General features: G+C 40.9%; 13 protein-coding genes. 8 read left to right on the plus strand and 5 right to left on the minus strand.

Annotation, left to right across the window (positions count from 1 at the left end; all coding sequences use genetic code 11):
• Positions 1–238: 238 nt before the first annotated feature.
• On the minus strand, positions 239–1,513 hold the full coding sequence (locus V7K42_RS10330) for an APC family permease (protein WP_334915856.1): 1,275 nt from the start codon (positions 1,511–1,513) through the stop codon (positions 239–241).
• A 597-nt stretch (positions 1,514–2,110) separates the two neighbouring features.
• Here V7K42_RS10330 and V7K42_RS10335 point away from each other — a divergent pair.
• The 5 genes from V7K42_RS10335 (at position 2,111) to purT (ending at position 7,738) form a co-directional block, all read left to right on the plus strand.
• A complete protein-coding gene (locus V7K42_RS10335; RefSeq protein WP_334915858.1) occupies positions 2,111–2,965 on the plus strand; it encodes a mechanosensitive ion channel family protein in 855 nt (284 codons plus the stop codon).
• A gap of 205 nt (positions 2,966–3,170) precedes the next feature.
• Complete coding sequence (locus V7K42_RS10340; RefSeq protein WP_334916052.1) at positions 3,171–4,121, plus strand: ABC transporter ATP-binding protein; 951 nt, start codon at positions 3,171–3,173, stop codon at positions 4,119–4,121.
• A gap of 44 nt (positions 4,122–4,165) precedes the next feature.
• A complete protein-coding gene (locus tag V7K42_RS10345; RefSeq protein WP_334915860.1) occupies positions 4,166–5,926 on the plus strand; it encodes an ABC transporter permease subunit in 1,761 nt (586 codons plus the stop codon).
• 103 nt (positions 5,927–6,029) lie between these two features.
• Positions 6,030–6,509 (plus strand): pentapeptide repeat-containing protein, encoded by a 480-nt coding sequence (locus V7K42_RS10350; protein WP_334915862.1) that lies wholly within the window; start codon positions 6,030–6,032, stop codon positions 6,507–6,509.
• A gap of 65 nt (positions 6,510–6,574) precedes the next feature.
• Entirely contained in the window at positions 6,575–7,738 is a 1,164-nt protein-coding gene (gene purT, locus V7K42_RS10355) for a formate-dependent phosphoribosylglycinamide formyltransferase (RefSeq protein ID WP_334915864.1), read from the plus strand.
• A 191-nt stretch (positions 7,739–7,929) separates the two neighbouring features.
• Here purT and V7K42_RS10360 read toward each other — a convergent pair whose 3' ends face one another.
• Both V7K42_RS10360 and crtH read right to left on the minus strand, forming a co-directional pair.
• Positions 7,930–9,276, minus strand: a complete 1,347-nt coding sequence (locus V7K42_RS10360; RefSeq protein ID WP_334916054.1) for a serine hydrolase — start codon at positions 9,274–9,276, stop codon at positions 7,930–7,932.
• 408 nt (positions 9,277–9,684) lie between these two features.
• Positions 9,685–11,187: a carotenoid isomerase gene (gene crtH / locus V7K42_RS10365; RefSeq protein WP_334915866.1), complete on the minus strand. Its 1,503-nt coding sequence runs from the start codon at positions 11,185–11,187 to the stop codon at positions 9,685–9,687.
• A gap of 336 nt (positions 11,188–11,523) precedes the next feature.
• On the opposite strand from crtH, the gene upp reads away from it, so the two are divergent.
• The 3 genes from upp to V7K42_RS10380 all read left to right on the plus strand — a co-directional run bounded on the left by upp (position 11,524) and on the right by V7K42_RS10380 (position 13,016).
• Entirely contained in the window at positions 11,524–12,174 is a 651-nt protein-coding gene (gene upp, locus V7K42_RS10370; protein WP_334915867.1) for a uracil phosphoribosyltransferase, read from the plus strand.
• A 77-nt stretch (positions 12,175–12,251) separates the two neighbouring features.
• Positions 12,252–12,605, plus strand: a complete 354-nt coding sequence (locus tag V7K42_RS10375) for a hypothetical protein (RefSeq protein WP_322641543.1) — start codon at positions 12,252–12,254, stop codon at positions 12,603–12,605.
• 132 nt (positions 12,606–12,737) lie between these two features.
• Complete coding sequence (locus tag V7K42_RS10380; RefSeq protein WP_334862614.1) at positions 12,738–13,016, plus strand: YggT family protein; 279 nt, start codon at positions 12,738–12,740, stop codon at positions 13,014–13,016.
• 91 nt (positions 13,017–13,107) lie between these two features.
• On the opposite strand, the gene V7K42_RS10385 is transcribed toward V7K42_RS10380, so the two are convergent.
• Both V7K42_RS10385 and V7K42_RS10390 read right to left on the minus strand, forming a co-directional pair.
• Positions 13,108–13,500, minus strand: coding sequence for a hypothetical protein (locus tag V7K42_RS10385; RefSeq protein WP_334915870.1), 393 nt, complete (start codon positions 13,498–13,500; stop codon positions 13,108–13,110).
• A gap of 321 nt (positions 13,501–13,821) precedes the next feature.
• Positions 13,822–14,691 (minus strand): hypothetical protein, encoded by an 870-nt coding sequence (locus tag V7K42_RS10390; RefSeq protein ID WP_334915872.1) that lies wholly within the window; start codon positions 14,689–14,691, stop codon positions 13,822–13,824.
• Positions 14,692–14,940: the final 249 nt, after the last annotated feature.

Raw genomic sequence — 14,940 nt, forward strand, 5'->3', positions numbered from 1 at the left:
CCCCTTATAAAGGGGAGGGAACCGGAAATATTATTTCCCCCCTTTATAAGGGGGGATTAAGGGGGGTAATACGACTTGTGTATACACCGTAGCTTCAAAAGGGGGGTTGGGGGGATCAAAAGCTTATGAGGCAACTCTAGAAGACTTGTGTGTACACCGTAGCCTTCATAAGGGGAGGGTTGGGAAGGGGTGATTCAAGGATTTTTGCAAAAGGTCTATTCTATTGAGCAAAGTTTCTTCAAAGGTGTAGCTGTCGCTTGTTTGACAGATAGTAAATTACTTCGATGCCTATAGCGACTCCTAGCATAAACACTAAAACCCAGACGGTTTGTGGATCTGTTTGCAAAGCAAACCAAATTAACATTCCTAGTGCTATTAAACATATTCCAGCACCTAAAAATGAAATCCACTGCTTGCTTTTTGTATAACGATACATCCGAGCATTAGCTAAATTAACCGCAGCAAATATCAATAGAAACCCGGCACTACCCATTGTAGAGATCCGATTTATATCAAAAAAATTGGCGATTATTAGAGTAATACTACTAGTAATAAATAAGCCAATTGAAGATTGATCTATGCCATTTATTTGGCTGCCAGAGTCAAATCCCCTAGATTTAGCAATAATAGAGCTAAAACGAGCTGAACCGTAGAGTGTTGCATTACTAGCCGAGATAGTTGAGAAAAGAGCAGCAATAGTAATCAAAACAGATCCAAATTGCCCCAGAATTGGCTTGGCAGCTTCAACTAAAGCATAGTCTTTTGCTGCCAAAATCTGTTCTATTGGTTTTGCTCCCAATGTAACCAGTGCTATTAAAACGTAAAGCACAATAACGAACCCAATTACAGAGTAATAAACTCGTGGCAAAGTGTATTTGGGATTGACAACATCCTCTGCTGTATTGGCGATTAGCTCAAAGCCTTCATAAGACAAGAAGATGACCATTGCTCCTGAGAAAATTGACTGTAGCGACGATACTGAGACTGGTTCTATACGGGAAATGTCGATATGACTGCTCCCCATAGTAATAAACAGAATTAAAATCCCCAGTTTGAAGCTAACAATCCAAATTTGAGATTTACCAACATGATTGGCAGTTAGTAGATTTAATCCAGTTGTCCCTAAAATTGCCAAGCTAATCAGTAAATGCTTCCAAATCGGTTGAGTAGATGTAAATAGGCTAACTCCATAACTACCAAAAGCATTCAAGTAAAAGGAAAGCATGACTACATAGCTAAACCATAGTAGAAGATTCAGTGTCCCACTAAACAGCCCTGAACCAAAAGCCTGGTTTAAGAAGGTTACTGTCCCGCCTCGACATGGATGAGCTACCGAAAGTTTTGCATAAGCATAAGTAGTTATCAAAGCTATTGTCCCGGCGATCGCAAATGCTAGTGGTGCGCCTGTATGAGCTATTTGAATTACAACTCCCAGCGCTGGGAAAAGTCCACCGACAATGCCTCCTACACCCAACGCCCACACAGACCAAAAACCGATTTTTTTGCTTGACACCTGTAACCTCTTTAGGAATAGATAGTCTTATAATCGTTGACCAGCACGTATATAATCAAGCTGAGATTAAGCGGTTGGGAATATAGCTGTTCTCGATCAAATAAGGCACATCCTCAAGGTTGAAAGGGTTTATATATAAAGTCTAGCTATACTTCACCAGCATAGGAAGGTCTATAGAAGCCTTGAATAAAGAATTTAGACTTCTGGTATGGCGCGATTTATACAGCGATTTGAGATTGGGAGTGAAGACTCTACACCAGACAGGATCAGATTTTGGAAAATCTCAGTATCTAATGAAATTTTTGCTCGAATTGAGGAGCGAAAAAATAGCAGCAGGGCGAAAAGTGGACATTTGCAGTATGATTCTGTTCGTCTTGTGGACCGGAGTCTCATCTGTTCCTTGAAGTTTTAGGGCTGGTAAGATATCTACGCCACAATAAAACATTTATATTCGCCCAAAATTGTTGAGACATTCTCCGAGAACACTTTGCGATTTGCCACCTAGCACACCAAAAATTAAAAAATAGTATTTATAGGAAAATATTATTTAATTTATTGTATGTTTATTGTGTTTAATAATTCACAGACAAAAAAATTATGGATTTAAAACAAATTAGTTTGGTTGCTAGTCAACTTCTAACTCTGTTTGGGCTGAAAATTTTAGGTGCGATCGCTCTGTGGCTGATTGCTCAACGCTTGATTGATTTTGCATTGAAGCTAGCGCGACGTGCTTTCCGAAGCCAACACGTTGATCCAACACTGATTAACTATCTTCTGAATATCATCGGTGTTACGTTAAGAATTGTTCTTGTTGTGGCAATTCTCGGCTTCTTTGGGGTTGAAACAACTTCCTTTGCTGCATTGCTAGCAGGAGCCGGCATTGCAATTGGTGCAGCCTGGGGGGGACTACTGGCCAACTTTGCAGCCGGAGCATTTTTAATCGTTTTTCGACCTTTCAAAGTTGGTGACTTTATTACGACAGCAGGTGTCACAGGCACTGTTACAGAACTTGGACTGTTCACAACTAGTATTAATACACCTGATAACGTATTGACGATTGTTGCCAATAATAAAATCTTTGCTGACAATATCCAGAATTATTCTGCCAATCCTTACCGTCGGGTTGATCTGGTCGCTCAACTTCATCATGAAGTGAAACATAACGAAGCGATCGCACTTTTAAAAGCGAAAATTAGCCAAATCCCTAATGTCCTCCAAAATCCAGCACCGGATGTAGAAATTCAGACTTTCAATTTTGCAGGGCCTGTACTAGCTGTACGTCCTTATTGCAATAACGATCATTACTGGCAAGTTTACTTCGACACTAATAAAGTTATTCGTGAAACCTTTAGCGAAGCTGGCTATCCAGTCCCCGAATACCGTTATGCAGTTAGCGGTTCATCTGGTAATGGAATTAATAATGTCATTCCACCACTATCAGAAATAACTTGATACTAAAGCAAAAAGTCAAGGTTTAATTTGCAAAGATTTCATCAATAGCAGAATAAGAATTAATAAGTAGTTAAGGTGTATGCCTTACCTACTTTTTTATGTAGCTAATTTCGTTAGATTCAGTTTCAATTTCTGAAACCAGCCTGACAAAAGCTATAGAAAGAGGTTACGTTAAGTGTTAATCACAAGCCGCACCCCAGCAGCGATGGTAAAAGAATTAGCAATTTGCACGCGTGGACTCACTAAGCAATTTGACCGACACGTTGCTGTCAATGATGTTGATTTAGAAATCCAGGCGGGGGAAGTATATGGACTGATTGGGCCGAATGGCGCGGGTAAAACAACTCTCATCCGAATGTTGGCAACTGCTGAGGAACCAACGACGGGTGAGATTTATATTAATGGCGATCGCCTACTCCGTGACAAGAGTAATCCCAAGCTTAAGGGTCGTCTAGGCTACTTACCCGATGACTACCCGTTATATGAGGATCTTACAGTCTGGGACTATCTAGATTATTTTGCGCGTCTCTATCGCTTGCGAGAACCACGCCGCACTCAACGGTTACATGAAGTTTTAGAACTAATCCAACTTGGTAATAAACGCCATAGTCAGATTTCTACTCTATCGCGGGGGATGAAACAGCGCTTAAGTTTAGCGCGAACTATTATCCACGAACCGATTTTATTACTACTAGATGAGCCTGTTTCTGGGCTTGACCCCATTGCCAGGATGCACTTCCGCGAAATCATTAAGGCTTTGCAAGAAGCTGGAATGACTGTAATTATTTCCTCCCATGTTCTCAGCGATTTAGCTGAACTGTGTACATCCGTGGGAATTATGGAACTTGGCTTCTTGGTAGAAAGTACCTCGTTACAACACCTTTATCAACGTCTTTCCCATCAGCAAATTGTCATATCAACTCTGGGGAACCTAGAGGTACTTTTAAGGGAACTGAAACATCATCATTTAGTAGAAGAGTGGGAGGTGATATCAGGAAAAAACAGCGTGCGGGTGAATTTTTCCGGTAAAGAAGAAGATAGTGCTGAGTTATTGCGATCGCTCATCAAAGTAGGGATTCCCCTGACTGATTTTCACTGCACTCAAGAAGACTTAGAAACTATTTTCTTAAAATTAGGTCACAAACAAGCATCTTAATTCGTCAATAAATATCACTCCCCATTTATGGAGATTGTTTTCCTATGATGCCCAATTTAATAGACAAAATCGGCGATTGGAATCCGCAACTATTGCGGGAACTCAAAGGACGGCTGAAATTTTTTAATATTGCGCTCGCAGTTACAGCATCCTTATTACTGCAACTGGTAGTTTTTTTATATCAGTTCCGCGAGTTTCCTGACGATAAATACTCGCTAACAAACACATACTGTCGTTTGAGTCAAGCATATCAACAACAAAACCAGGCTTTCCAGCAATCAAATCAATCTAGAATTGCTGAGTACAATAATTTAATCTTAAATAATATTTGTCCGCAAAACGAAATCGATTGGCAGTTGTGGTGGCGAGATCACTGGGAATATATATTCCTGGCGTTTAGTGTAATTTTTGTATTTACACTATTAGTTGCAGGAACTTATTTAATAATTAATGATTTAGCCAAAGAAGAAACTCGTGGTACGCTGAATTTTATCCGTCTCAGTCCCCAATCAGAAACAAATATATTGACTGGCAAATTGCTAGGAGTTCCGAGTTTAATTTATCTCGTAATCCTAGTTTCAGTTCCTTTACATTTATGGGCTGGTTATTCTGCCCAAATTGCTTTTACTTCCATTTTGAGTTACTACGCTATTCTTGCGGCAAGCTGTGTTTTCTTCTCCAGTGCTGCACTGCTTTTTGGTTTAGTTAGTAATAAGTTTAGCGGTTTTCAGCCTTGGATAGGTAGTGGTGCGGTGTTCGTTTTTTTAATCATACCAATCTTAATGGCACCGTCTTCTAGCTATAGTTCAAATAATTCAGTTACTTGGTTCACGGTGTTTAACCCTGTGGATACAACGAATTATCTCTTTCCTAACTTTTTTCATATAACTAATGGTTCTCCCCTGAAAAACTTGGAATTTTTCTATTTACCAATAGGGAGAAGTTTTGTTAGTCTTATTGGCTTCCATCTATTGAATTTTGGATTGTGTAGTTACGGGATTTTTCAAGCTCTTAAACGTTCCTTCCGTAATCCTCAAGCCTCAATGATCAACAAGGGACAAAGTTATTTATTTATAGCTTTTTCCCAGATGATGATGTGGGGATTTATGTTGCAACATTGGGAACAAATTAGCAATGTCGATGAACAAATTGAGCAAGGTTTAGCCTTGGTGGGAGTATACAATTTCATATCGCTTTTTAGTTTTATTGCGATTCTTTCCCCTCACCGTCAAGCCGTACAAGATTGGGCAAGATATAGACATCAGGAATTTTCTGGTCGCAAGAGTGTTTGGCAGGATCTAATTTTGGCTGAAAGAAGCCCAGCAATCGTGGCGATCGCGATTAATCTGGCAATTGTTAGTATCCCTTGGCTAGTCTGGATTTCACTCACATCTGTTTTTGATACAGTCCATAGTCACTGGGCGGGTGACAATTTTGACAAGTTTAAATTACTTTTAGCCCTGGCTTTATCTGTTAGCTTAATGTTGATTTATGCTACCATCGCCCAATTGATACTTTTGCTAAAAACTCCTAAACGTTCTTTCTGGGCAATTGGAACTTTAGGTACAGCGATGTTTCTACCATCGCTGATTCTAGGACTTCTCGGTATCTCCTCATCGGCATATCCTACTGTCTGGTTATTTTCAACTTTTCCGTGGGCAGCTATAGAATACGCTAGTGCAACAACAATTTTTATGGCATTTCTAGCTCAGTTGAGTGTTTTAGCGTTGTTGAATTTCAAGTTAACAAGGCAGGTAAAATTAGTAGGCGAATCTGCTACGAAAGCATTGTTAGCAGGACGCTAGGTAATAAATTATCCATTAGAACCCCGATTTCTTTGAGAAGTCGGGGTTCTTGTATTAAGGTTAAACTTTTAACTAGCATAAGGATAGCGACAATCTGACAATCATGCTAAATCCAACTCAAGACCTACGCCATACAGCCATCGAGTTTTTAGAACAAGGTTCCCCACAGCGTCTACAAATTCTTAAGCAACTGGGCATCGCTCGTTATGATTTTTTAACTAAAATCCGCCTAAATGAAGCAAATATAATCTGTATGATGCGGTTTTTTAAATATCCCAGTCAGCTAAAGTTTCCTAATCTAATAGGAGCAGATTTATCTGGTTTAATTTTAGATGGAGTCAACTTTATTCGAGGAAATTTATCAGGAGCAAATCTCCAAGGTAGTAGTTTAATTAATGCAGACCTATTATTCGCAAATTTGATGAAAGCTGATTTGAGAAATGCAGATTTACAAGGTGCAACTTTGAATGAAACTATTTGGTTGGAGACTTTAGTAGATAAGTGTCAGCTTGGCGTAGGTACTGGTTTAACTCAGCTACAACGTCAAGATTTACAACTGCGCGGAGCTAGATTTAATTCTTGAGAAGGCGATAATTAAAACACAAAAAATTATAAGATTATTGCATTAAGATTGAACTGGATAAGCTAATGAGTATTAAGTTGCCTCAAAAATTGATGTTGCTGGGTTCAGGAGAACTAGGTAAGGAATTTGCGATCGCGGCTCAACGTCTTGGTAATTATGTGATTGCCGTTGACCGCTACGCCAATGCTCCAGCGATGCAGGTTGCTGATGCCTATGAAGTTATTTCTATGCTCAGTGGTGATGATTTAGAAGCTGTAGTGACAAAACATCAGCCAAATATTATTATACCAGAAATTGAAGCAATCAGAACAGAAAAACTGATCGAATTTGAACAGCGAGGGATTACAGTTATACCAACTGCGGCTGCTACTAACTATACAATGAACCGCGACAGAATTAGAGAACTGGCACATCAACAATTGGGCATCAGAACGGCTACTTATGGTTATGCAACAACCCTAGAAGAATTGATTGTAGTTTCCGATAAAATTGGCTTTCCTAATGTTGTTAAACCTGTGATGTCATCCTCTGGGAAAGGTCAGTCTGTAGTCCAGGATAAGACGGAAGTTGAGAAGGCTTGGAATTATGCGATCGCTAATTCTAGAGGTGACAGTCAAAAGGCGATCGTAGAAGAATTTATTAACTTTGAAATTGAAATAACTTTATTGACAATTAAACAGTGGAATGCGCCGACAATTTTCTGTCCTCCTATTGGTCATCGCCAAGAAAGAGGAGATTATCAAGAATCGTGGCAACCCGCATTAATTTCTGAAGACAAGATATTAAAAGCTCAAGAAATAGCCATAAAAGTCACTGATGTTTTAGGAGGAGCCGGAATTTTTGGCGTTGAATTTTTCATTACTAAGGATGAAGTGATTTTTTCTGAACTTTCTCCCAGACCACACGATACGGGAATGGTGACATTAATCTCACAAAATCTCAATGAATTTGAACTACATCTAAGAGCAATTTTAGGCTTGCCAATTCCTCATATAGAACAGCTAGGAGCATCAGCTAGTGCGGTAATTTTAGCCTCAGAAGAATCTGATTCTATTACTTTTACAGGTGTAGCTGATGCTTTGTCAGAAAAAGATGTAGATATTAAATTATTTGGTAAACCTAATGCTCATCCATATCGGCGAATGGGAGTAGCTTTGGCTAAGGGTGATAATGTCCAAGAGGCTAGAGAAAAGGCTACTAAAGCAGCTAATAAAATCACAATTATCTAAATCATAGCCAGCTAGGAAAAATGGAATGATGCCTCCGGCACGCTAAAGGCGAACGCGGATAGGCAAACTTAGTCCGCCTCCGCGGACTAAGAAAAAATTGAAGTAAACCGACGGAGGTGGATAAAGGTTGGTGTAGACGCGGTTTTTAGCCGCCGGTGTAATGTTAAGTTGACTATAGGCGATCGCGTCTTCTATCTGGTAACACTATTAGGCGAATCAACCGCAGCAACAGGGTTCACTTGGTTCAGATAATTGTAAACAAGCTGGGAAACTTGACGGATAAAGTCTCTTCCCCTCGTGTCTTTATAAGGACGTGTGACGAAGATAGCCGCCAAGTAGCGCTTACCATTGGGCATAGTTACAAATCCCGCGTCGCCAATGAGAAAGCCGATATCTCCGGTTTTGTTGGCGATGACTGCACCTTTCCCCAAACCTGCGGGTAGCAGTGTGTGAATTGTGGTGTGACGCAGAATATCTAAAGCTTGCTCCCGACTCTGTGAAGAAACTAGCTTGTTATTCACAACCAAAGCTAGCACCCGCGCCATATCTTGAGAACTTGTGGTGTTGGTTCCTCTCAAGTCAGCTAAAAGATGCCGAATTACCGTATCTTTCAGTCCCCAGTTACGGAAGCGCTGATTTAGTTTCGCCGCTCCACCTAAGCGATCGATAATCATGTTGGTGGCGGTATTGTCACTGATGGTAATCATCTTAGTGATGGTTTCCAAAGCTGTATACTTCTTGCCAACTCGCTCATACTGCATAGTTCCAGAACCATTGGTTACTAAGTCACCCCGCATAGTCAGGTTTTCTTGAAGAGTGACTTTACCAGCATCTAAATCTTGGAAAAAAGCGATGAGAATTGGCAATTTAATCGTACTAGCTGCGGGGAAAACGCGATTGCCTCCAACATCCAGATAATCCCCAGTATCCAAATCCAGAAAAAACATTCCTGTTTTCAGGAAGTTGTAACGATTCATCAATGCTTTAATCTGTGGTTCCAGCGCTTTCATCGGTGAATGCATGGGAACCACGCCAGCAAACAGGGTGCTATTATCACTCACCGTTGGAGAAATACTCGGTTGAGTCGGTGTTATTTCTAAAATGTTTGGCTGGGTTGCAGTCAATTGTATAGGCTTGGGTAACTGCACAGACCAATGATTGAGGGATTCCTCTTGCAGTTTCACCTGTGCTAGATCGAAGGTGTAATTGGGTGCTAAGGTAACTACCATACGGGTAGTATCTGCGTTAAACTGCCTGATGCTAATGTCTTTAATTACTAACCCTACTCTTTGACTAGTCTGTGGATATCCTAGTTTAACTCCAGGTAAATCAATTACCAGACGGGTAGGATTGGTAAGTAATTGTACCTTGGGTTGAACATTCTCATCTGTGGTGAAATCCAGATGATTCCGATTGCTATCAAAATGCCAATTAGCGATCGCAGCAGCTTTGACGCTTGAGCCAAACAGGAACAAGCTGAAGAAGCTGGGTAAAAGCCAGCTAAGTTTTAAAATATTTTCTTTGTGTGTGAGGAGCATGAGTGAGCGTTGTGTGTGATGAAGATTCATGAACGAACAAAAGCCGTCCACCATTAAAGCACACATAGCAAAAACTTCGTAAATTATTGACTTATATGAAAAAACATCGGTTACAAGTGTTTAATTTAACTAGTACTCTCAATTATTGAGTATTAGTTGACACTGAGCATAGATAAGTATTTTTTCAGTAAACTCCAAGTAATTCGGTGAAAGGAGTGAATTTACACCCAGCTAGATTTTGAATTATTTCCATACTGGATTAGCCGAATGATGGTAAATAAAGTTTCATAGTATGTGGTAGAAATTGAGTACACCTATGAAAATTTACAATATTAATAAATAAAATTTATGGAAATTTTGTATACTAATCTGTAGCATCAGTTTTACTATTAGGCGACAGAATACACACTAAAATCCTAAATCTACAGCGATGCGGTGAGCGCAGGCAAACCCAGAAAAAGCCACTGCATTTAATCCCTGACCAGGAAAGGTACTATCCCCGACACAATAAAGTCCTGGGATGGTTGTGCGATTAAAAGGCATTTTCAGTAATCCCCACAATTTGCGCCGAGGAATTGGCCCATAAGTTCCATCCTGACGACCCAAAAAGCGGCGATGGGTGCGAGGTGTACCTACCTCCAGATAATCCAATCCTGCGTCTAAACCGGGAAAAATCTTCTCTAGGCGGTCAATAATTCGCCCAGCCGCCTCTTCTTTCTTCGCTTCGTATTCACTTGGAGAAAGTTGTTGCCAATCATCAATCCAGTGAGGTGTGAAGGCATGAATAATATGATATCCATCTGGTGCTAAATCTGGATCGAGCAATGTGGGAATGGAAACAAAAATTGTCCCTTCCACTGCTGTCATCTTTTCCCAATCTTCCAGCAAAATATGATGGCACTCTGTCCCCACAGGTAAAACTGACTCTTTTACCCCGATATGCAAACTCAAGAAGCTGGGAGATTTTTGATAATTTTGTTGCCAACATTTCTCATTAGGTGGCATGTCTTCTGCTGGTAGTAATTGCTCAAAGGTATCCCAGCGTGTGGCATTAGAAACTATGCGTTTACCCCGATATACTTTACCATTTGCCAGTTGCACACCTACCGCTTTTCCTTTTTCTGTGAGAATTTTCGTAACTCTCGCTTGGTACTGAATTTTACCCCCAGCTTTCTCTAGACCTTCCACCAGTTTTTGGGCAATTTGTCCCACCCCGCCTTTAGGATAGTTAACTCCGCCATAATGCCTGTCAGAAAAGACCATCCCAGCATTGAGCATTGGTGTCATGTCTGCTGGAACCACCGACCAGCAATAACATTCCATATCGATAAATTTCAATAATTGTGGGTCTTTAATGTAGCGTCTGGCAAAATCCCCAGCATTTTGGGGCAGATACTTAACTAAACCAAGACACGCCAAAGGATGCTGGAAAAATACCCGCAGTAAATACCGAGGTTCTTCCAACGACAGCAAATCCATGCTGTTAAGGCACTTGAATACTTTTTGGCATTCGTCATAAAAGCGACGAATTCCCTGTTCTTCATGGCGAAAATGAGCAATAAGATTTTGCAAAAAATTTTCATAAACCCGGTCAACCTTCAGGTCTAAGCCTTGGGGTAAATGATAGTGAATCTGTACCGGATCTGCGATCGCTTCTTGGCTGACATTCACGGCTGACAAAGCACGGGTGAGTAAGTTAGTAGTACCGTTTTGTCCCAGTCCAAAAATCATTGATGCGCCAACATCGAATCGATAGCCTTGGCGTTCAAAATAACCAGCGCTACCACCTGGAATCAAATAACGTTCTAGTACCAGCACTTTCGCTCCCTTCGCTGCTAACTGAGTCGCAGTTACCAACCCACCAATACCAGACCCAATTACGATCGCATCAATATCTTGCATTTTTGTCATTTGTCATTTGTCCTACCCTGCGGGAAGCCGCAGAAGCGTCTATATTATTTGTCCCTTGTCCTTTGCCTACAGTCAATCAATATTACCAATGACCAATGACTAATCAAAAAAAAAGAGGGACGAACCTGCTACTGCTGGCTAATCCCGTCTGCCGATCCTTAAAAGAGAGGAGAACACTGGATAATAATATAGCCTTGATTGAGAATAGATGTCAACTACTAATGAAAAATTTTATCAATAAAATTGAGAGGATTAATTTTAGCTGTCAGCCGGATGCAGGAAAGAGTATTATGGTGTTTCAGTTCTTGTACAATAAAGAGTCGCCTATTTCTGGCTATGACGCTACAATTGCGCGTTTATGTTCCACCCCATCCCCTGATCAAACACTGGCTGGCAGTCGCCCGTGATGCAGGCACACCTTCAGTTTTATTTCGCAGCGCTATGACTGAGTTGGGAAGATGGCTGACTTATGAAGCTGCGCGAGACTGGTTGCCAACCCAAGAAACAGCCGTGCAGACTCCTTTGGATACCTGTCCAGCGACGGTGATCGATCCGCAAATACCAGTAGCAGTAGTACCGATTCTGCGGGCTGGACTAGGATTACTTGAGGGAGCGCAGACTTTATTACCTTTGGCATCGATTTACCATCTTGGCTTGGTGCGAGATGAAGAAACACTGCAACCTCATTGTTATCTAAATAAGTTGCCAGAAAAATTTGACCCCCAAACACGAGTGCTGATTACCGATCCAATGTTGGCAACCGGAGGGTCAATTATGGCTACAATGGCAGAATTGATACAACGGGGTGTTGCTCCTTCCCTAACCCGGATTGTTTGTGTAGTGGCGGCTCCACCAGCTTTGCAAAAACTAAGTGAAGCTTATCCAGGTCTAATAATTTACACCGCTACTATTGACGAAAAACTTAACAATAAGGGGTATATTGTACCGGGATTAGGAGATGCAGGCGATCGCACATTTGGGACTTAAGCTAGTATGCAGCTAGGGCAGGAGACAATAGCATAAATACTGTAAAAGTTGCAAGGTTTGTTGAAGGCGGTAAAGATATGAGTCAGCGAGATGGTTTTGGCAGTGGTTTTTTAGCAGGGGCCTTTGTTGGTGGCGTATTTGGTGGTGTTATCGGGGCGCTGATTGCTTCTCGACGCGATCCGCAATTGCTACCAGAAGACGAAACAGAACTGACAGATAGCCAAGTCGAAGCGAAGAAAATAGCGGCAAAGCGCCGTCAGATGAAAGCCTCAGAAAGTGAGGCTGTTGGCATAGAAACGGCGCGGCGATCGCTAGAAGATAAAATTGCCCAGCTAAATGCCACAATTGATGATGTGCGGAAGCAACTGGGTAATGTGAATAGCGCTTCACCGCAAGCCAGCAATGACCGCTCCCTGACTAAAGACTCCTGATTCTTTGTTCAGGCGTGGTGAAAATGTCTGGTGTGGCAAGTGCCAAATCTGCAAACACTTTTGACCTTGGACTAAATTAAAATTAGTAAAGATAAGACCGCGTTTGACACTTAGTAGGAAACAAAGCCATCCATGAGTTTACTGATTACAACACTAGTTACCTTTGTCACCTTTTATAGCTATTTGCTAATTATCCGGGTTTTGTTGACCTGGTTCCCGCAAATTGACTGGTATAAACAGCCATTTGCCGCTTTAGGCCAGATAACCGACCCTTATCTGAATTTATTCCGCTCAATTATTCCCCCATTGGGCGGGATGGATTTTTCTCCGATTTTAGCTTTCTTAGCACTCAACTTAGCTGGCGACCTTCTCAGAACCGTAGCTCGTCTGCCATTTGCACAGGGATTTTGATTAGTAGCCAAATAAAAATTTTGTAGAGACGCGAATTGTGAAAGCGTCTCTACAATTTTTGATAACAACTCTGCGCTTACTCTTGGGTCAATTAATTGTGCCAAGCTTTGGAAAAATCTGGGTAATTCATATTCTCAGCACAATGCCAGATAATATTAAAGACAGCCTCATAGCGATATGAATTGTTATTGTATAACTGTTCACTCAGATAGTCTTTTAGAGTTATGACTACTTGTGATGAATGTTCGCTTTGAAGGATTTTAGTCAAACTATTAGCTATATCCAAGAGAGAGGATTCATAGGATAGTTGATGTGTGGGGCTAATACTGAATTCGTTTTTGTAGTCATCATATTCCTGAAAAATCTGAATGTCCTTAACAAGAAGAAAGACAGCTTGTTTTAGCTTTTCTTTAACTATTTTGTTGTCTAGATCAAGTTGTCCTAAATTTTGGACAGCATTTACTAGACTTTCAGATGCTTGCAAACGTATGAATCTATTTTGAGTACTTTCCCGTATTTGGAATAAAGTAGCGATCGCCTTTGAATTACCAGGATCAATTTTTACTAAAGCTTCGGCTGCATATAAAGCTTCCCATTCATCTTCAGAGGTTTGATGTTGAGTAGTTTCAAGTATCTGGAATAAGGTGGTAATAGCAATCGTATTTCCTCTAGCAATTCCAGTTTTATTTTCTGGATCGATTTTAAGTAAATAGGTTGCAACGCAATTTATAAGAGATGCACTTGCAGAAGTCTTGAGGATATAGGCTAAACTTTTGAGTACATCTGCATTACCAGGATCGATTTGTCACAAAGCTTGACTCGCATCAAAACAGATTCTATCACCCTGGTTTATCTCTAAGAATTTGACTAGGGCTGCGATCGCAGTTTGATTACCCGCAGCAATTTTTCCCAAAGTTTTGATCGCTTCGCAACAATTACCCTTATTCAGTGTCGTCTCCATAAGCTGAACTAAAACTGCAATCGCGGTTTGATTACCATAGGCAATTTCACCCAATACTGCGATTCCACACCAGGAAATATCCTGATCTGGAATCCTCTTAATGTCGTGGATGAAAGCAGCGATCGCAGTTTCATCACCAACTGGTATTTTCCAAAGATTTTGACTTGTCTGGCAGAATGTTTGTTTATTTTCAACAACTGGTGTTAGCAGTGTCAAAGCTGCGATCGCACTTTTGTTACCCGGATCGAATTCTCCTAACTTCTCGGCTGCAAGTCTAAAAACTGTGAGACTTTCAGTAGTATGAACCAAATGAACAAAAGCGGCGATAACCCGTTTTCTATCGGTTAATTCCAGCGTTTTTCTCGCTGCCTTCACCAATGGTTTTGGTAATATCTGCCAATCGCTTTTATCTTGCCGAAAGTAAGCATAACTCCATTTCAGCACTTGAGAAGCGATCGCATCACCCAAGCTACATTCTGGGAATTGAGATAAAGCCTCAGCTGCCAAAAAATAGGCGCGATACCGATAAAAATCACCGCAATTGTCATCAAAATCTATTAAAGCTTGGATAAAATCTTCTTTTTGCTGGTTATCTACATCTTTTCGGCTAAACCAGTGGAGAATCTCTGCTTTCCACTCCGGCTCAAAGATGCGATAAGTGGATTGATTTAAATTGCTGCGATCGTGGTTAAAGAAATACTGCCAATCATGCATTGCCTCCTACCCACTTCGAGATGTGGGACGAAAGGGACTTAAATGAATTTTGCTACATCAGTTTGCTTTTTGTCAAGTCTACACGCAATGAGTAGAGAGCATCTCAGTTTTGCAAATGTACCCTAAATCGACCCCCCAAAGCATCGGGGGGAAACAAGATATTTGCTCCCTCTCCTTACTAAGGAGAGGGTTGGGGTGAGGTTTAAAGAGCTTTCCACAAAAGTGAGATGCTCCCAATGAGTATCTATT

Origin of the sequence: Nostoc sp. (assembly GCF_036917455.1) — a bacterium.
Taxonomy (GTDB): domain Bacteria; phylum Cyanobacteriota; class Cyanobacteriia; order Cyanobacteriales; family Nostocaceae; genus Nostoc.

What these genes read in the sequence shown, in the direction of transcription:
- V7K42_RS10335 (WP_334915858.1), top strand. Translation starts at nt 2,111, where the DNA reads ATGGATTTAAAACAAATTAGTTTGGTTGCTAGTCAACTTCTAACTCTG.
- V7K42_RS10340 (WP_334916052.1), top strand. Translation starts at nt 3,171, where the DNA reads ATGGTAAAAGAATTAGCAATTTGCACGCGTGGACTCACTAAGCAATTT.
- V7K42_RS10345 (WP_334915860.1), top strand. Translation starts at nt 4,166, where the DNA reads ATGATGCCCAATTTAATAGACAAAATCGGCGATTGGAATCCGCAACTA.
- V7K42_RS10350 (WP_334915862.1), top strand. Translation starts at nt 6,030, where the DNA reads ATGCTAAATCCAACTCAAGACCTACGCCATACAGCCATCGAGTTTTTA.
- purT (WP_334915864.1), top strand. Translation starts at nt 6,575, where the DNA reads ATGAGTATTAAGTTGCCTCAAAAATTGATGTTGCTGGGTTCAGGAGAA.
- V7K42_RS10360 (WP_334916054.1), bottom strand. Translation starts at nt 9,276, where the DNA reads ATGCTCCTCACACACAAAGAAAATATTTTAAAACTTAGCTGGCTTTTA.
- crtH (WP_334915866.1), bottom strand. Translation starts at nt 11,187, where the DNA reads ATGACAAAAATGCAAGATATTGATGCGATCGTAATTGGGTCTGGTATT.
- upp (WP_334915867.1), top strand. Translation starts at nt 11,524, where the DNA reads ATGACGCTACAATTGCGCGTTTATGTTCCACCCCATCCCCTGATCAAA.
- V7K42_RS10375 (WP_322641543.1), top strand. Translation starts at nt 12,252, where the DNA reads ATGAGTCAGCGAGATGGTTTTGGCAGTGGTTTTTTAGCAGGGGCCTTT.
- V7K42_RS10380 (WP_334862614.1), top strand. Translation starts at nt 12,738, where the DNA reads ATGAGTTTACTGATTACAACACTAGTTACCTTTGTCACCTTTTATAGC.
- V7K42_RS10390 (WP_334915872.1), bottom strand. Translation starts at nt 14,691, where the DNA reads ATGCATGATTGGCAGTATTTCTTTAACCACGATCGCAGCAATTTAAAT.